At 62.9% G+C, this 16,106-nt stretch carries 18 protein-coding genes; 6 read left to right on the top strand and 12 right to left on the bottom strand.

Annotation, left to right across the window (positions count from 1 at the left end; genetic code table 11):
• Positions 1–137 precede the first annotated feature (137 nt).
• Genes AC0L3L_RS03765 through AC0L3L_RS03750 form a run of 4 tightly spaced genes read left to right on the top strand, consistent with a single transcriptional unit; the run spans position 138 to position 3,983 of the window.
• The gene (locus AC0L3L_RS03765) at positions 138–1,166 is read left to right on the top strand and encodes a sulfate ABC transporter substrate-binding protein (protein ID WP_473485173.1); all 1,029 of its coding nucleotides are present in this window, start codon (positions 138–140) and stop codon (positions 1,164–1,166) included.
• A 32-nt stretch (positions 1,167–1,198) separates the two neighbouring features.
• Positions 1,199–2,050 carry a sulfate ABC transporter permease subunit CysT gene (gene cysT / locus AC0L3L_RS03760; protein ID WP_473485172.1) on the top strand — a complete coding sequence of 284 codons (852 nt, stop codon included), beginning with the start codon at positions 1,199–1,201 and terminating at the stop codon, positions 2,048–2,050.
• Positions 2,043–2,927: a sulfate ABC transporter permease subunit CysW gene (cysW, locus tag AC0L3L_RS03755; RefSeq protein WP_473485171.1), complete on the top strand. Its 885-nt coding sequence runs from the start codon at positions 2,043–2,045 to the stop codon at positions 2,925–2,927. The genes cysT and cysW overlap by 8 nt, the downstream gene beginning before the upstream one ends.
• Before the next feature lie 15 nt (positions 2,928–2,942).
• The gene (locus AC0L3L_RS03750; protein WP_473549833.1) at positions 2,943–3,983 is read left to right on the top strand and encodes a sulfate/molybdate ABC transporter ATP-binding protein; all 1,041 of its coding nucleotides are present in this window, start codon (positions 2,943–2,945) and stop codon (positions 3,981–3,983) included.
• Positions 3,984–3,996: 13 nt separating this feature from the next.
• On the opposite strand, the gene AC0L3L_RS03745 is transcribed toward AC0L3L_RS03750, so the two are convergent.
• Both AC0L3L_RS03745 and AC0L3L_RS03740 read right to left on the bottom strand, forming a co-directional pair.
• A complete protein-coding gene (locus tag AC0L3L_RS03745) occupies positions 3,997–4,392 on the bottom strand; it encodes a PIN domain-containing protein (RefSeq protein WP_473636599.1) in 396 nt (131 codons plus the stop codon).
• Entirely contained in the window at positions 4,389–4,664 is a 276-nt protein-coding gene (locus AC0L3L_RS03740) for an antitoxin (protein ID WP_123152028.1), read from the bottom strand. Before AC0L3L_RS03740 ends, AC0L3L_RS03745 begins: the two co-directional genes overlap by 4 nt.
• Before the next feature lie 251 nt (positions 4,665–4,915).
• Here AC0L3L_RS03740 and AC0L3L_RS03735 point away from each other — a divergent pair, with 251 nt between their 5' ends.
• Together AC0L3L_RS03735 and AC0L3L_RS03730 are read left to right on the top strand one after the other, a co-directional pair.
• Positions 4,916–5,902, top strand: coding sequence for a sulfate ABC transporter substrate-binding protein (locus AC0L3L_RS03735; RefSeq protein WP_473485168.1), 987 nt, complete (start codon positions 4,916–4,918; stop codon positions 5,900–5,902).
• Between the two features lie 255 nt (positions 5,903–6,157).
• Positions 6,158–6,607 carry an RrF2 family transcriptional regulator gene (locus tag AC0L3L_RS03730; protein ID WP_029351604.1) on the top strand — a complete coding sequence of 150 codons (450 nt, stop codon included), beginning with the start codon at positions 6,158–6,160 and terminating at the stop codon, positions 6,605–6,607.
• 41 nt (positions 6,608–6,648) lie between these two features.
• Here AC0L3L_RS03730 and AC0L3L_RS03725 read toward each other — a convergent pair whose 3' ends face one another.
• From AC0L3L_RS03725 to AC0L3L_RS03680, 10 genes are all read right to left on the bottom strand, one after another.
• Positions 6,649–7,176, bottom strand: coding sequence for a gluconokinase (locus AC0L3L_RS03725; RefSeq protein WP_473636598.1), 528 nt, complete (start codon positions 7,174–7,176; stop codon positions 6,649–6,651).
• 29 nt (positions 7,177–7,205) lie between these two features.
• Entirely contained in the window at positions 7,206–8,192 is a 987-nt protein-coding gene (locus tag AC0L3L_RS03720; protein ID WP_473636597.1) for an ABC transporter permease, read from the bottom strand.
• The gene (locus AC0L3L_RS03715; RefSeq protein WP_123152032.1) at positions 8,189–9,169 is read right to left on the bottom strand and encodes an ABC transporter permease; all 981 of its coding nucleotides are present in this window, start codon (positions 9,167–9,169) and stop codon (positions 8,189–8,191) included. The genes AC0L3L_RS03720 and AC0L3L_RS03715 overlap by 4 nt, the downstream gene beginning before the upstream one ends.
• A complete protein-coding gene (locus AC0L3L_RS03710; protein ID WP_473636596.1) occupies positions 9,166–10,734 on the bottom strand; it encodes a sugar ABC transporter ATP-binding protein in 1,569 nt (522 codons plus the stop codon). Before AC0L3L_RS03710 ends, AC0L3L_RS03715 begins: the two co-directional genes overlap by 4 nt.
• A gap of 69 nt (positions 10,735–10,803) precedes the next feature.
• The gene (locus AC0L3L_RS03705) at positions 10,804–11,928 is read right to left on the bottom strand and encodes a sugar ABC transporter substrate-binding protein (RefSeq protein WP_473636595.1); all 1,125 of its coding nucleotides are present in this window, start codon (positions 11,926–11,928) and stop codon (positions 10,804–10,806) included.
• Positions 11,929–12,228: 300 nt separating this feature from the next.
• Positions 12,229–13,257, bottom strand: a complete 1,029-nt coding sequence (gntR, locus tag AC0L3L_RS03700) for an HTH-type transcriptional regulator GntR (RefSeq protein ID WP_192363657.1) — start codon at positions 13,255–13,257, stop codon at positions 12,229–12,231.
• A gap of 235 nt (positions 13,258–13,492) precedes the next feature.
• A complete protein-coding gene (locus AC0L3L_RS03695; protein ID WP_473636594.1) occupies positions 13,493–13,714 on the bottom strand; it encodes a hypothetical protein in 222 nt (73 codons plus the stop codon).
• A gap of 122 nt (positions 13,715–13,836) precedes the next feature.
• Positions 13,837–14,247 carry an SRPBCC family protein gene (locus AC0L3L_RS03690; RefSeq protein ID WP_473636593.1) on the bottom strand — a complete coding sequence of 137 codons (411 nt, stop codon included), beginning with the start codon at positions 14,245–14,247 and terminating at the stop codon, positions 13,837–13,839.
• A complete protein-coding gene (locus tag AC0L3L_RS03685) occupies positions 14,244–14,567 on the bottom strand; it encodes an ArsR/SmtB family transcription factor (RefSeq protein WP_473485163.1) in 324 nt (107 codons plus the stop codon). The genes AC0L3L_RS03690 and AC0L3L_RS03685 overlap by 4 nt, the downstream gene beginning before the upstream one ends.
• 186 nt (positions 14,568–14,753) lie before the next feature.
• Complete coding sequence (locus AC0L3L_RS03680) at positions 14,754–15,932, bottom strand: MFS transporter (protein ID WP_473636777.1); 1,179 nt, start codon at positions 15,930–15,932, stop codon at positions 14,754–14,756.
• Between the last annotated feature and the right edge of the window lie 174 nt (positions 15,933–16,106).

The raw sequence follows: 16,106 nt of genomic DNA, 5'->3' as shown, positions 1-16,106 counted from the left end.
CAGCGTTGCGAGGAAAGAATTTCCTCATGAGGCCAAAGGTCGGCGAAAAATTGCTTCACAAGGCCAAAAAAAGCAACATTGAATGCATCTAATTTCTACCAATTCAGTAGATTGAGGTGATCTCAACGGAGGCGGAAATGACCAATCCTCGTTTCAGGAAACTGCTCGGCGCACTGGTTGCCACATCTGTCCAGTTCGGCACGCTCGGTTTCGCGTTTGCCGATACCACCATACTCAACGTGTCCTATGACCCGACACGTGAGTTGTACAAGCAATTCGACGAGGCTTTTGCCGCCCACTGGAAGGCCGAGACCGGTGAGACGGTAACCGTCCAGCAGTCACATGGCGGGTCGGGCGCGCAGGCCCGCGCCGTGATCGACGGCCTCGACGCCGACGTGGTGACGCTGGCGCTCGAAGGCGACATCAACGCCATCGTGGAGAAATCGAAGACGATCAATCCCGACTGGCGGACCAAGTTCGAGAACAATTCGGCGCCCTACACCTCGACCATCATCTTCCTCGTCCGCAAGGGCAACCCGAAGGGCATCCACGACTGGGGCGATCTGGTCAAGGACGACGTCCAGGTGATCACGCCGAACCCCAAGACCTCGGGCGGCGCACGCTGGAACTATCTCGCCGCCTGGGCCTATGCCAACGCCAAGGATGGCGGTGACGAGGCCAAGACCAAGGAATTCGTCGGCAACCTGTACGCCCATGTTCCGGTGCTCGACACCGGTGCGCGCGGTGCGACGGTGACCTTCGCGCAAAAAGGCCTGGGCGACGTGCTGCTGGCCTGGGAAAACGAGGCCTATCTGGCGCTCGACGAATTCGGCGCCGACAATTTCGATATCGTCTACCCGCCGACCTCGATCCTGGCCGAGCCGCCGGTCGCCGTGGTCGACGCCAATGTCGATGCCAAGGGCACGCGAAAAGTCGCTGAAGCCTATCTAGGCTATCTCTACTCCAAGGAAGGCCAGACGCTGATTGCCAAGAACCACTATCGCCCGTCGAAGCCCGATTTGGTACCGGCGGAGGACCTCGCCAAACTGCCTGAGATCAAGCTGATTACCATCGACGATCCGCTTTTTGGCGGTTGGAAGAAAGCACAGCCTTACCATTTCGGCGACGGTGGTATATTCGACCAGATCTACAAGCCGGCCCAGTAGACCCAGTAAGCTAGATTCTAGATCAGGACGACATGACCACAGCACCCGCCAAGGCGGGGTGGCGGTTCAGACAGCCGAGCGTCATTCCGGGTTTCGGATTGACGCTCGGCTTCTCGCTTGCCTACCTCACGCTCATCATCCTCATTCCCCTGTCGGGGCTGATCTGGCGATCGGCCGCGCTCGGCTGGGCCGATTTCTGGGCGATCGCCACCGACCGCCGCACCATCAATGCGCTTGAAATCAGCTTCGGCACCGCCTTCTTTGCCGCCGTGGTCAATGTCGTCTTCGGCACGATCGTCGCCTGGGTGCTGGTGCGCTACAGCTTTCCTGGCCGCCGAATCGTCGATGCCATGGTCGACCTGCCCTTCGCGCTGCCGACGGCGGTGGCCGGCATCGCACTGACCACGCTCTACGCGCCGAATGGCTGGCTCGGCAGCCTGCTGGCGCCGCTCGGCATCAAGGTCGCCTACACGCCGCTCGGCATCGTCATCGCGCTGATCTTCATCGGCCTGCCCTTCGTCGTGCGCACCGTCCAGCCGATTATGGAGGAGATCGACAAGGAGGTGGAGGAAGTGGCCGCCACGCTCGGCGCCAATCGCTTCCAGACCATCGCCCGGGTTCTGCTTCCGGGCCTGGCGCCGGCCATCGTCACCGGTTTTGCGCTGGCTTTCGCGCGCGGTGTCGGCGAGTATGGCTCCGTCATCTTCATCGCCGGCAATCTGCCCTACAAATCCGAGATCGCGCCGCTTTTGATCGTCATCCGGCTGGAGGAATACAATTATGCGGCGGCGACCGCGATCGCGGCGATCATGCTCGCTTTGTCGTTCGTGATGCTTCTGGTCATCAATCTGGTGCAGACGTGGAGCCGCAAGCGCTATGGCTGATCCGGAGATCAAATCCTACACACCGCACCACGAAAGCCAGTCGGCGGCAGTAACCGAAAGCCGCCCGGCGAAAGCCGTGCTGATGATCGTGACCTTTGCCTTCCTCGGCATTTTCCTGCTGTTGCCGCTGATCGTCGTCTTCAACGAAGCCTTCGCAAAGGGCCTCAGTGCCTATACGGAGGCGCTGACCAACCTCGACACGCGCTCGGCGATCCACCTGACACTGCTGGTGGCGGCGATCTCGGTGCCGCTCAACATCGTCTTCGGCATCTCCGCCGCCTGGGCGATCGCCAAGTTCGAGTTCAAGGGCAAGGCCTTCCTAACCACGCTCATCGACCTGCCGTTTTCGGTCTCGCCGGTCATTTCCGGACTGGTCTATGTGCTGTTGTTCGGCGCGCAAGGCCTGCTCGGCGCCTGGCTGAAGTCGCATGGCATCGTCATCCTCTTTGCCGTGCCGGGCATCGTGCTGGCCACCATCTTCGTCACCTTTCCCTTCGTCGCCCGCGAACTGATCCCCTTGATGCAGGAACAGGGTAATGGCGACGAGGAGGCGGCGCTGTCGCTCGGCGCCAATGGCTGGCAGGCCTTCTGGTACGTGACGCTGCCCAACGTCAAATGGGGGCTGCTCTACGGCGTCTTGTTGTGCAATGCCCGCGCCATGGGCGAGTTCGGCGCGGTGTCGGTGGTGTCGGGTCACATACGCGGGCTGACCAACACCATGCCGCTGCATGTCGAAATCCTCTATAACGAGTACAATGCTGCCGCCGCCTTCGCCGTCGCCTCGCTGCTTGCGGGCCTGGCGCTCGTCACGCTGGTCTTGAAAACACTTCTCGAAATGCGCTACGGCGCCGAGATCGCCGCGACGCGCGGACACTGAAAAAAGGGACGGTTGATGGAAGTTCGCGTTGCCAACGTGCGCAAGGAGTTTGAACGGTTTCCGGCCCTCCACGACGTTTCGCTCGACATCAAGTCCGGCGAGTTGATCGCGCTGCTCGGGCCTTCCGGCTCCGGCAAGACAACGCTGCTCAGGCTGATAGCCGGGCTGGAGCGGCCGACGAAAGGAAAGATCTTCTTCGGCGAGGAGGATGCGTCGCAAAAGTCGATCCAGGAGCGCAATGTCGGCTTCGTTTTCCAGCATTATGCGCTGTTTCGCCATATGACGGTGGCCGACAATATCGGCTTCGGCTTAAAAGTTCGGCACGGGCCGTCACGGCCGTCGGCGCAGGAAATCCGCCGCCGTGCCTCAGAGCTTCTCGACCTCGTCCAGCTTTCCGGCTTGGAGAAACGCTATCCGGCGCAACTTTCCGGCGGCCAGCGCCAGCGTGTGGCGCTTGCCCGCGCCATGGCGATCGAACCGGCCGTGCTTTTGCTCGACGAGCCGTTCGGCGCGCTCGATGCCCAGGTCCGCCGCGAACTGCGCCGTTGGCTGCGCGACATCCACGACGCCACCGGCCACACCACGGTCTTCGTCACCCATGACCAGGAAGAGGCGCTCGAGCTTGCCGACCGCGTCGTGGTGATGAGCCAGGGCAGCATCGAGCAGGTCGGCACCGCCGATGAAATCTACGACACGCCGAACTCGCCGTTCGTCTACGGCTTCATCGGTGAATCGAGCGCGCTTCCCGTCAAGGTCGAAGACGGTCAGGTCTGGATCGCCGACCGCCCGATCGGGCTGTCCGCGCCGCATGCACCGCAAGGCGAAGCGACGCTGTTCTTCCGTCCGCACGATGTCGAACTGGTGGACGAATGCAATGGCTGCATCGCCGGCACGGTCGCCGCCAGCCGCCGCGTCGCCGGCACCAGACGGGTGGAGCTCGAAATCGGCGGCGAGCGTCAACGGGTCGAGATCGAGCTGCCCGTCGACCATCCGGCGGCGCAGAAAAGCCGGGTGGCGTTCAGGCCGCGGCGCTGGAAGCTTTTTCCGACTGCTTGATCCTCTATCCGGCCTACACCAGCCAGTTCTCGACCTTCAGGCCTTTGATCCGGTTGAACTCTGCCGTGTTGGCCGTCACCAGGGTAGTGCCCAGTGCGTAGGCGTGGGCAGCAATAAAAAGGTCGTTTTGGCCAATGGTCTGGCCGATGCGTTCCAACTCGGCGCGAATCGCGCCGTACTCGACATCCACCGGCACATCGAGCGGCAAGACAGGAATCTCAGCCAGCAATTCCTCGACTTTCTTGAGCATGACCGATCCTTTCCTGACGCAGCCATATCGCAGTTCCGAGGCGACGACGATGCTGGTACACACGGCGGCGTCTCCCACGCGCAGGATGGCGCTGGCGGCTCTGCCTGCCGGGTTTCGGATCATGTCGCTGATAATGTTCGTGTCCAGCATGAACCTCATTTAAAAAAATCCTCGGATTTGACAGGCATATCGTCGATCTCGGGGAAGTCCTCCTCGGGACCGAGCCGCGGCTCTTTCGCCCACTGCGCGAGCAGCCCCGTGAGGCCAGGTTTGCGGACCGGCTCGATGACCAAGCGGTCGCCTTCACGGCTGATCAAGACCTTTTCGCCGGGGAGCTCGAACTCGACAGGAATGCGCACCGCTTGGCTGCGATTGTTGCGAAACAGCTTCGCCTCTTTCGGTGGCGTTGTTGAATGGCGGCGCTGGGGCATGGCGACGGCTCCTTTGTATATACCATTTGTATATGCCAGATTACGCCATGACGCAATCGTCTTGCAGCACATGGGCACCGCTGCCCAGGTGAGCCTCGAACACCCTGCGTGAAAGAAAATCCTAGCGACGGCCCGGAATGGGAACATTTTTCTCGCGATGATGTGGCGAAGCCGTTCTACGTGTCTCGTCGCCCATCATGCCTTGCCGCTATGGTTGGGTAATAAGCGCACTGCGTTGGAGGCCTGTTTTCATGAAGCGATTTTTGCTTGGCGTCGCCACATTGGCCGGCCTGTTCCTGGCATCCTCCCAAGCCTGGTCGGCCGACAGACTGCTGAATGCGTCCTATGATGTAGGCCGCGAATTGTTTGCGCAGGTCAACAAGGCCTTCATATCAGAGCACCCCGGCGTGGCCATCGATCAGTCGCATGCCGGGACGTCGGCGCAAGCGCGCGCCATTGCCGAGGGCCTCGGCGCCGATGTCGTCACCTTCAACCAGGTCATCGACATCGACTTCCTGGTCTCGAAGGGTCTTATCTCCGCCGACTGGCAGAAGGACTTCCCCGACAACGCCTCGCCTTTCTATTCGCTGCCGTCCTTTTTGGTGCGCGCCGGCAATCCGAAAAACATCAAGGATTGGAACGATCTCGTGCGCGACGACGTCCAGGTGATCTTCCCCAACCCGAAAACATCCGGCAATGCGCGCTACACCTATCTGGCGGCCACCGCCTACGCCAAGGAGGCCTTCAAGGATGACGACGCCAAGGTGAAGGAATTCGTCACCAAGCTGTTCAACAACGTCCCGATCTTCGACAGCGGCGGGCGCGCCGCGACCACCACCTTCGTGCAGCGCGAGATCGGCGACGTGCTGATCACCTTCGAGTCGGAAACGCGCGGCGTCCGCAGGGAGTATGGCGATGACAAGTTCGAGCAGGTGACACCCTCGGTCAGCCTGCTGGCGGAGTTTCCGGTGGCGATCGTCGATACGGTCGCCGACGAGCATGGCACGCGTGACCTCGCCAAGACCTATCTCGACTTCCTCTACACGCCGCAGGGGCAGGACATCGCCGCCCGCAACGGCCTGCGGACTCGCGACGCGGCGGTCGCCGCCAAATACAAGGCCGAGTTTCCCGATGTCCGCCTGCTGACGGTGGAGGACGTCTTCGGCGGCTGGGCCAAGGTCAAGGTCGAGCATTTCGCAGCCGGCGGACTGCTCGACCAGACCTATGGCAGCCGCTAACGCGAGCGATCATCGAACGCGACAAGAAAGCCGGCTTTTGTCGGCTTTCTTCGTTTTCGCGGTCCGGAAAGGTGATTTCGCGCATTTTCGGGGCGGACCATCCAAAACGTCACGAAGAATCAACGTGTTTGTGCCTACCGTTCCATCAGACGGCTTGTTTTCGCGAAACTGCATCGCGCGACCAAAACGTCATGATTTACACACAAACAACCGCCAGATGCGGGGCGGTTGGGGTTTTCATGAACTGAATCGGGCATGCTTACCAAAAAAGGCAAATACGGCCTCAAGGCCCTCGTGCATCTGTCAGGCTTGCCGGTCGGCCAGCTCGCATTCGTCAACGACATTGCCGTCGCCAACAACATCCCGAAGAAATTCCTGGATGCCATTCTGGGCGAATTGCGCAATGCCGGCTTCGTCCAGAGCCGCAAGGGCAAGGAAGGCGGCTATCGCCTCGCCCGGCCGGCCTCCGAGATCAAGATCGGCCATGTCGTGCGTGTCCTCGACGGGCCGCTGGCGCCAATCCCTTGCGCCAGCCGCACCCAATATCAGCGCTGCGAGGATTGCGACGAAGCGACATGCCAGGTCCGGAACATGATGCTGGAGGTGCGCCAGGCGATCGCCGAGGTGCTGGACAATCGCAGCCTCGCCGCGATGCGCGACGCCGACAATGACGATTTTCCAGTCGAACTGACGTCGCAGATCTGATCAGCCGCCGCTAAAGCGGGATCCGCGCCGGCGAAGCCGGCTCATGAATTCGCCTCAAACAGGCTCACGACATCGCCGACGATGTCGGCGACCGGGCGCGTCGCATCGAGCGTCAATGCGTTCTCGTCGGCTGCCGGCGCTTCGAGCGTGGCGAACTGGCTGTCGACCAGGCTTGCCGGCATGAAATGGCCCTGGCGGGAGCCGACACGCTGCTTTGCGGTCGCGGGATCGATTTCCAGATAGAGGAAAACGATGTCTTGGCAAAAGCCGCGCAGACGTTCGCGGTAGCTGCGCTTCAGCGCCGAACAGGCGGCGACCACGCCTTGCCCTTCGCCGACCGATCCCGCAATGCGCCGGCCGATCGCGTCGAGCCAGCCTTCGCGCAATGCGTCGGTCAGCGGCTCGCCTCTTGCCATACGCGCGACGTTTTCCGGCGGATGCAGCCGGTCGCCCTCGACGAAGATGGCGCCCAACGCTGCGGCCAGCGCTTCGCCGACGGCCGACTTGCCACAACCGGCGACGCCCATCACCACGACGGCCGGTGCGGACCGGACGGCATCCCTCTGCATTTGTGCTGCCTTTTCGTCCACGATGCGGGTCAGCGGCTGGCCGGCGCGCGGCCGTAAAGCAGGAGCATGGCGACGATGACGACGCCGTAGATGATCTGCCGGCCCGCCTCCGGCATCTGCATGACCGAAAGAATGGATTGCAAAAGCGTGATCAGGATGACGCCGGCGACCGTGCCGAGATAGGAGCCGCGGCCGCCGAGGATCGAGGTGCCGCCAAGCACGACCGCTGCGATCGACGGCAGGAGATAGGCGTCGCCCATCGACTGCGCCGCCTTGGAGGCATAGCCGGCCAGAAGCACGCCGCCGAAGGCGGAGAGCCCGCCGGACACGGCGAAGGCGATCAGCACCACGCGCCGCGTGTCGATGCCGGAGAGGTAGGCGGCGCGCTCGCGGTTGCCGATGCCGTAGACCGTGCGGCCGAAGCCTGTGCGGGTCAGCACGAAGACCGTCGCAGCGCCGATCAGCGCCCAGATGACGACCGCGTTGGGCACGCCTGGAATGGCAAAGCCGGTCGCCAGATAGCGCATCGCCCGGGTCGCCGAATCCTGCGGCGAGAAGCCGCCCGTATAGACCACCATCAGCCCTTGCGCGACGGCATTGGTGGCAAGCGTGATGATCATCGAGGGAATGCGCAGATAAGCGACGCCGATGCCGTTGACGACGCCGATCGCGACACCGCAGAAGATGCCGAACGGGATCGCCAGCGCCACGCCGACCGGGCCGTAGGCGGCGGCCGCACAGGCCATCATTGCGCCCGCCGCCACCGACCACGGCACCGACAGGTCGATCTGGCCGAGCAGGATGACCAGCATCATGCCGGTCGCGATGACGCCGAGAAACGAGGCCACCTTGAGCTGCTGCAGCAGATATTCCGGCGACAGGAAGCTGCGCGAATAGAGACTGCCGACGAACAGCAGCAGCACGATACAGGCAAAGGCCGTCAGCACCGCGGGGTCGGCGCGGCGGATGAATTTCGGCATGCGGCCAGCGATGCCGCCGACGGTCGTTTCGCTCACAGGAACCACTCCAGCCGGTTGCGGACCCTGAACAGGGCGAAGGCGCCAAGGCTGACCGCGATCAGCAGGATGACGCCCTGGAACAGCGGCTGCCAGAGCGGATCGAAATCGAAGACGAAGAGCAGGTCGCCGATGGTGCGGAAGGCCAGCGCCCCGAAAATCGCGCCGATGGCGCTGCCCTTGCCGCCGAACAGCGAGACGCCGCCGAGCACCACGGCGGCGATCGAGAACAGCGTATAGGCATTGCCGCTGGCATAGGCCGCCTCGCCCGTATAGGTGAAGAAGGTCAGGAACAGCCCGCCGATCGCGGCCAGCAGGCCGGCCAGCGCATAGGCGGCGAATTTGCCGCGGCGGATCGGCACGCCGGACATGTAGGCCGCCATCTCAGACGATCCGGCCGCATAAGCCGCGCGGCCGAGCACGGAGCGGCTGAACGGCACCCAGACGACGAGCACGACGGCCAGCAGCGCCACCAGGCTCGCCGGCACCACGCCGAACAGCCGCCCGGTCAGCGCGTCGGCGAGATCCTCGTTGACCGAGCCGCCCGGGAAGGGTCTCAAAAGCAGCGCAATGCCGAAATAAACCGCGCCGGTGGCGATGGTGGTGACGATCGGCTGCAGCCGTCCGTAGATGACGATGGCGCCGTTGATCGCCCCGCACAGCAGCCCGGTGCCGAGCACCGCGACGACGCCGAGCGCGGTCTCGATGCCGGTGCCGATGACCAGCCATGAGGCCAGGCAGTTGGTCAGCAGGAAGATCATGCCGACGGAAAGGTCAATGCCGGCGGTGATCACCACCAGCGTCTGCGCCATGGCGACGAAGGCAAGCAGCACGCCCTTGTTGGAAGCCGTCTGCACGACATTGGCGGTAAAGCCCGCTGGATGGTTCGAGGTGTAGATCGTAAACATCACGATGAAGATGCCGAACGCCAGCAGCGTTCCGCGTTGTTCGGCAAGCCAATAGCGCCAATCCTTCACGCGTCCGCTCCTCGGGCTGGCGTCTTCGCCATGCCTCTAACAGGCATCTCTTCGCCATGGATGTTGAGCGCGCTGGCGATCAGCGCCCGCTCGGTGATCTCGGCGCCGACCAGCTCGCGCTTGACCGCTCCGTCATAGAGCACCAGCACCCGGTCGCAGCAGCCGATCAGCTCGTCATAATCGGTGGAGTAAAACAGGATCGCCGCGCCTTGGTCGGCAAGCTTGCGCATCAATTGATACAGTTCCTGCTTGGTGCCGACATCGATGCCCCGCGTCGGGTCGTTGAGCAGTATGATGCGCGGCTGCCGCATCAGCCATTTGGCGATGACGACCTTCTGCTGGTTGCCGCCGGACAGCGCGCCGACCGGAATGTCGAGCCCTGCCGTCTTGATCGCCAGCAGACCGACCATGTCGTCGATCAGCCGCTGCTCGGCGGCACGGTCGATGATGCCGGCCCTGGACAGCCGGTCGAGTGCGGCGAAGGAGAGGTTTTCGCGCACCGTCATCGGCAGCATCAGGCCTTCCGTCTTGCGATCTTCCGGGATCAGCGCCATGCCGATCCGGTCACCGCGCGCCTTGGCCGGGCTGGCGATCGCCACCGGTTTGCCGTCGATCACTATCTGGCCGCTGAGGCCGCGCAACACGCCGAAGAAGGCGAGCAGCAATTCGCGCTGGCCCTGGCCATCGAGGCCGCCGAGGCCGACGACTTCGCCCGCCCCGACCGTGAGCGAGATATTGTCCAGCCGGTCGGTCCAGGACAGTTTCCGCGCCTCCAGTACCGGAGCGGTGATAGCCGGCGCGCGCACCGGCTTCGTTGGGAAAATATGGCTGTATTCGCGGCCGATCATCAGCTGGACGACTTCATTGTCGCTCTTCGAGCCCGCAGCATAACTGGCGACATTGCGGCCGTTGCGGAATACCGTGCACTGGTCGGCTAGCTCGGCGATCTCGTTCATGCGATGCGAGATGTAGAGCAGCGCCAGCCCTTCCGACCGCAGCCGCTTCAAGACGCTGAAAATCTTCGCGACGTCGGCCGCGGTCAGCGCCGAGGTGGCCTCGTCGAGGATCAGGATGCGCGGCTTCCTGGCAAGTGCTTTGGCGATCTCGACCATCTGCCTTCTTGAAAGCGGAAGATCCTTGACCAGCGCCAGCGGGTGGATGTCGGAAGCGCCCGCGCGTGCGAGGGCTTCTTCCGCAATGCGTCGCTGCGCCTTGCGGTCGATCATGCCGAAACGCTTGGGCGGATCGGAAATGACGATGTTGTCGGCGACGCTGAGTTCGGGGACGAGCGACAATTCCTGGAAGATGCAGACGATGCCGGCCTGGTTGGCCGCGGCCGGCGAAGCGAAGCTCACTTCGCTTCCGTCCAGCATCATGCGGCCTTCGTCAGGCGCGACGACGCCGGCCATGACCTTGATCAGCGTCGATTTACCGGCGCCGTTTTCGCCGAGGATGGCGTGAATGCTGCCTGGTGTAACCGAAAGCTCGGCCTTTTCCAGCGCCCGCACACCGCCATAGCGCTTGGATATGCCCTCCATGCGGAAGAGCGGAACCGCACCGTCCATCGGCCCCTCCCAAGGCGCTTGTTCTTCGGAACCGGCGCCGCGGTATATCCCGCGGCGCCGAGCGACAGTCTACTGGTTTTCCTTGCTCTGGCCCATGATTTCCTGCGCGGTGAAGTTGATGCCGCAGGTCGGGAAAGAGTTGCCGACGAAGAAATTGTCGGATTGGTCGGGGAAATAGTCCTCGCCTTCCTTGAAGTTCGGATCCTCGACGATCGCCAGCGGCAGCTTCACCGCTTGCGGGACGATCTGGCCTTCGAGCGCGGCAATCGCCGTCTTGATGGCGACCGCTACCTGGGCCGGGCCGGTTCCGGCCGACGAGCATTTCAGCCCCTCTGCGGCAAACTTGGCGCAGAATTTGCGAAAGCCATTCTCCGTTTCGCCGCCGAACGGCACGAACGGATGCTTGGCATCGATCATCGCCTGAACGATGCCGGTGTCGCCGCCCTGCCCGGTGACGCCATCGAAGGGACCGTTGGTGGCGATCGCGTCGGCCGAGGCTTTTTGCGCCACGCCATCGTCCCATTTGCCGATGACTTCGGTGACCTCCCACTTCTTGCCGGAAGCATCGAGGACCTCGTGGATGCCATTGTGGCGGTCGGTGTCGACCGACGTGCCGGCAACGCCGCGCACCTCGAGTATCTTGCCACCATTGGGAATATGCTTGATCAGCCAGTTGGCCCACAACTCGCCAAGGCCTTTCTGGTCGACATTGACGTTGATGGCGTCCTTGGTGTCGAGAATGTTGTCGAAGGCGACCAGCACGACGCCGGCTTCCTTGGCGCGCTTGATGACCGGTCCGAACGCCGTCGGATTCTGCGCGTTGACGACGATCGCGTCATAACCGGAATCGATGAAGTTGTTGATCGCCGAAATCTGCGCCGGCACGTCTTCGCCGGTCGAGACGACCTTGAATTCCTTCAGTTTCGCCGCGACCTCCGGCTGCGCCGCATAGGCTTTTGCCGTCTGCACCATCTGGATGCGCCAGGTGTTGGCGATATAGCCATTGGCGAGCGCGATGCGGTATGGGCCTTCCTTCTTAGGGAATTTGAAGAACTGCGTGTCGGCCGCCCATGGCGCGAAGCATTCCGGCTCGGCGGACGGGCCGGTGACGATTTCGGCTTCGGCGAGCGCCGACGAGCTCAGCATGACGAATGCAGTGGCGGCAACGATGCCACCAACAAGTGACTTGAACATCGATATTCCTCCCAGTTGCAGTTTTTGATTGCTCTTACGCGTCTCGCGCATCCGGCCCGGCACCTTCCCGCCTTGCCCTTCGCGCCTTTCAGGCGGCCGAATGCCGACCCGATCTCCTCCCTTGTCGCTCGGCTAACCGAAGTAAAAACTATCATATTATACATAATAAACAAGCATGAGCTGTCGCTTATATATAATAAACAGACTTCGGTCTTTGCCGCGAGCTTCTTCCCAAAGGCAGATGGTAGCGCTACCCATGACGCCGTGTAAAGCGTCATTTCGCGATGCCTGGAAGTGCTTTCAGCGGGCAGTGCTCTCGCGGCACCTGAGCTCGAAGCCGAGGTCGACGACCGGCTCTTGCGGCCGCTTGCCTGCAATCGCCGCGAGCGCCATCGCGACCGACAGCCGGCCGATCTCGTAGCGAGGCGTCCGGATGCTGGTGATGGATGGAAAAGCCACTTCCATCATGTCGAGATCGTTGAAGCCTGTGATGCCGATCGTCTTCGGCACGGCGATCGAGGCGCGGTGGCACTCGAACAGTACGCCGAGCGCAATGTCGTCATTGTTGCAGAAAACTCCGTCCAGCGTCGGCACCTTGGCCAGCGCGTCACGAAACAGTTCGCGCCCGAGCGTCACGCTGGACGGCACCGGCGTCGTGGTGATCAGCCGCGCGTCGAACAGACCGGCCGCCTCCATCGCCGCGCGATAGCCGGCCAGCCGACGCTGCGAGCGTGGGTCCATGCGCGCGCCGATGAAGCCGATGCGGCGATAGCCCGTTTCAATCATGTGCTCCGTCGCCGCCTTGCCGCCGTCGAAATGCGAGAAGCCGACCATCATGTCGACCGGATCGGGCCCGGTCTCCATGACCTGCACCACCGGACAGCCGGCCGTCTCGAGCAGCCTTCGCGACGTTGGCGTCTGGTCGATGCCCGCCACGATCAGCGCCGCCGGGCGCTGCGGGCCGAACACCTGCAGCAGCCGTTCCTCCTCGAGGCCGGAATAATGGGTATTGCCGAGCTGGATGCGGTAGGAGCTGTCGGACAGGCTGTCATAGATGCCGCGCAGCACTTCGGCAAAGACGCTGTTGGTGAGCGACGGCACCAGCACGCCAAAGACCTCGGCGCGCGCCGAAGCCAATGCTCGCGCATTCGGGTCGGGCAGATAGCCGAGTTCATCGACGGCCGCCTGGATCTGGCGGCGCAGATCCTCCGAAACACGCCCGGGCTCGCGCAAGGCGCGGGAAACCGTGATGGCGCCGACGCCGGCCTTACGCGCGACATCGGCGATCGTCGGACGGCCGCCGCCGCGGCGCGAGCGTGGCTTCGTCATAGCCTTGTCCCGAACGCGGCGCCTTCGCCGAAGCGCGGCCACGAAATGCTGTTCAGCGTCTTTGCCACTGTCGCCATGCCAACCCGACTTGCCGCACCCGTCTGGCGTCGCGCAGCCTTACCCCATTGTCAAGCGAACCGGCCAGGACAGCTACCCGAACTCGGGTAGCGCCACAGTTTGAATTTCGGCTGTGGGTGGGTTCGCGGGCGTCTTGTCGTCCACCGTGCTCAGGCTTCTACGCCGTGCGGCGTCCGCTGCGCCACCTCGTGGCATAGGGCAACGCGAACAAGTAGAGACCGCTGAGCATAAGCAAGCCGAGCGGGATCAGCGGCATGAGGTACACCCAGTAGGCGGGCTCGACACCTACGCCCAAGGTGATGAAGATGGCAGCGACGACCGACGTAAAAATGATCGACAGCCAGCGGTGGAATTGCCGAATCCACGTATTCCAGTTCATGAGCACCTCCTCTGAAGACGAGCTGAAGCGGATCGGGCGACCCGCTTGGCGGCAGCCTTATTTGCAAGCTTGTTTGATTTGATGACGTCTTGTTGGCCATTGCCCGTTGGCGCCGGCACGCCTTACTCTATCCGCGCCAGGATCTGCTCCAGGTTAGTAAAGAACCGCTGCCATCCGTATTGGGCACCCTGGTAGTACTGCTGCTGATCCGGCCGGAAGCCCAACTGCTCCATGCGCAGATGGGTCCCCGTGCTCGTAGGGGTGAGCGTCCACGTGACGACACTTTTGAGATCCTTGGTATCCCACGTGTAAGACAGCGTTTTGTTGGGCTCGACTGCCTGGACCTGACAGTCGACCGCCCCCCAGTCCGCGCTAAGATTGAAACGGTGCCCCTCGTCTGGCTTGAAATCGTTCTTCATCAGCCACTCCTCGATCAGGTGTGATTGCGTGAGCGCGCGCCAGATCTTTTCCGGCGGAAAAGCGACCTCCCGTTCGACGACGACGGCGCGCGTTTTGGTCTCAGTATTGGTCATTGGTCCATCCTTTTGAGCAAATCTTCGAGGTTGTCGAACCGGCTTCGCCAGAACCCAGCCATTTGGTTCGTCCAGTCTATCAGCGGCGCCAAGGCACCGAGTTCCGCGCTATAATGCGTGTTGCGGCCTTCATGACGGTCGCGCACCAACCCGGCCTGCTTCAGGACCCCAAGATGCTTTGACACGGCCGGTTGCGAGACCCCGGCCCGAGCGGTCAGGGCCGCGACGGTCTGGTCTCCGTCGCGACACAGCCGCTCGAAGATGGCCCGTCGCGTCGGATCGGCAAGCGTTTTAAAGAGGATCTCGTGGGGCTGTGGCATCGTGATCGATAACTCGCTGGCTATTTATAAACCAATAACCACCGAGATATGTGTAAGTCAAGCAGGAACGTGGACCGGGATCCGCGTCTCAGGAGCCACCGCCCATGTCTTGCTACCACCGATTGCGGACTGTCATCGACTAGTCAGCGAATTTCCGCTCGGGGTCGTGAGCCGAAATTCAAAGGGTCAGTGCTCAGGCCATCGCCGCGGCGCTGCGCCGACTTTCCACAGCAACAGCACCATGGCCGCTATGTTCAGCAGGTTCCAGGCGATGCCGTTGAGGAACGCGGCGGCGTAGGAGCCGGTCAGATCGTAGATCCAGCCCGACATCCAGCCACCGATCGCCATGCCGAAGATGGTTGCCATCATGACGATGCCGACGCGCTGGCCGGCCTCCTTGGCGGGCATGTATTCGCGCACGATGATGGCATAGCAAGGCACGATGCCACCCTGCGACAGGCCGAAGACCAGCGAGACGACGTAGAGCGACGCTAGCCCGTCGAAGCGGATGTAGAACAACAGCGACAGGGCTTGCAGAACCGAGCCGATCAACAGGGTTTTCACGCCGCCGATGCGATCGGCAAGGAAGCCGGACGCCAGCCGGCTGACGACGCCCGCCGCCAGCATGATCGACAGCATGTCGGCGCCACGCGCCACGCCGTAGCCGAGGTCCATGCAATAGGCGACGATATGGACCTGCGGCATCGACATCGCCACGCAGCAGCCAAGGCCGGCGACGACGAGCAGCACCTGCAGGGCTGCCGGTGACAGTGAGATCGGCTGGACGGGCCGGCTGCCGGGAGAACCGGGAGCGGCGGCATGTGGTGCGCCGCGCCTGAGCAGCAGGATCAGCGGCACCATGGTCGCGAGGCAGACGACGCCGATCCCGGCATAGGTGAAACGCCAGCCTTCGGCCTGCATGACAAAGGGCATCGCCAACGGCCAGATCGCCCCGGCGAGATAGTTGCCGGCGGCGGCAGCCGTCACCGCGACGCCGCGGCGGCGGTTGAACCAGTGCGAGATGTCGGCGATCAGCGGCCCGAAAATCGCCGAGGTGCCGACGCCGATCAAAAGTCCCTGGACAAGAGTGAACTGCAGGATCGAAGTGGTCAGCGACGCCAGCAGGAAACCGGTACCGAGCGCCACCGAGGCAATGAGCGCCGGGATCCAGTAGCCCATGCGGTCGATGGCGCGGCCGACCAGCACATTGCCGGCGGCGAAACCGACCATGGTCGCGGTATAGGGCATCGACGCGGCGGCGCGATCGACGCCGAATTCCGCCTGCACGGCGGGCAGCACCACGACCACCGCCCACATGCCGACGCCGCCGATCGTCGCCAGCAGCACGGAAATGCCGAGCCGCATCCAGGCATAGGCGCTGTCGATGCCGCGGCTGCTTGCCTGGCTGGAGACGGTTGTGGTCAAGGCGTTTCCTGTCCGCGATTCTGCAAAATCGACCGGTTCGACACCACTATCGGTGCATTGGCGGCGCCGTGCAGCGCCACGACAGGCAAATCCGTGGCTCCAGGGATTCGAGCT

Source organism: Mesorhizobium sp. WSM4849 (assembly GCF_055811385.1).
The sequence above is the reverse complement of the archived record's forward strand: the minus strand, read 5'-3'. Positions and strand labels throughout refer to the sequence as shown.

Coding starts and splice junctions, on each gene's coding strand:
- AC0L3L_RS03765 (WP_473485173.1), top strand. CDS start 138: ATGACCAATCCTCGTTTCAGGAAACTGCTCGGCGCACTGGTTGCCACA.
- cysT (WP_473485172.1), top strand. CDS start 1,199: ATGACCACAGCACCCGCCAAGGCGGGGTGGCGGTTCAGACAGCCGAGC.
- cysW (WP_473485171.1), top strand. CDS start 2,043: ATGGCTGATCCGGAGATCAAATCCTACACACCGCACCACGAAAGCCAG.
- AC0L3L_RS03750 (WP_473549833.1), top strand. CDS start 2,943: ATGGAAGTTCGCGTTGCCAACGTGCGCAAGGAGTTTGAACGGTTTCCG.
- AC0L3L_RS03745 (WP_473636599.1), bottom strand. CDS start 4,392: ATGAGGTTCATGCTGGACACGAACATTATCAGCGACATGATCCGAAAC.
- AC0L3L_RS03740 (WP_123152028.1), bottom strand. CDS start 4,664: ATGCCCCAGCGCCGCCATTCAACAACGCCACCGAAAGAGGCGAAGCTG.
- AC0L3L_RS03735 (WP_473485168.1), top strand. CDS start 4,916: ATGAAGCGATTTTTGCTTGGCGTCGCCACATTGGCCGGCCTGTTCCTG.
- AC0L3L_RS03730 (WP_029351604.1), top strand. CDS start 6,158: ATGCTTACCAAAAAAGGCAAATACGGCCTCAAGGCCCTCGTGCATCTG.
- AC0L3L_RS03725 (WP_473636598.1), bottom strand. CDS start 7,176: ATGCAGAGGGATGCCGTCCGGTCCGCACCGGCCGTCGTGGTGATGGGC.
- AC0L3L_RS03710 (WP_473636596.1), bottom strand. CDS start 10,734: ATGGACGGTGCGGTTCCGCTCTTCCGCATGGAGGGCATATCCAAGCGC.
- AC0L3L_RS03705 (WP_473636595.1), bottom strand. CDS start 11,928: ATGTTCAAGTCACTTGTTGGTGGCATCGTTGCCGCCACTGCATTCGTC.
- gntR (WP_192363657.1), bottom strand. CDS start 13,257: ATGACGAAGCCACGCTCGCGCCGCGGCGGCGGCCGTCCGACGATCGCC.
- AC0L3L_RS03695 (WP_473636594.1), bottom strand. CDS start 13,714: ATGAACTGGAATACGTGGATTCGGCAATTCCACCGCTGGCTGTCGATC.
- AC0L3L_RS03690 (WP_473636593.1), bottom strand. CDS start 14,247: ATGACCAATACTGAGACCAAAACGCGCGCCGTCGTCGTCGAACGGGAG.
- AC0L3L_RS03685 (WP_473485163.1), bottom strand. CDS start 14,567: ATGCCACAGCCCCACGAGATCCTCTTTAAAACGCTTGCCGATCCGACG.
- AC0L3L_RS03680 (WP_473636777.1), bottom strand. CDS start 15,932: ATGCGGCTCGGCATTTCCGTGCTGCTGGCGACGATCGGCGGCGTCGGC.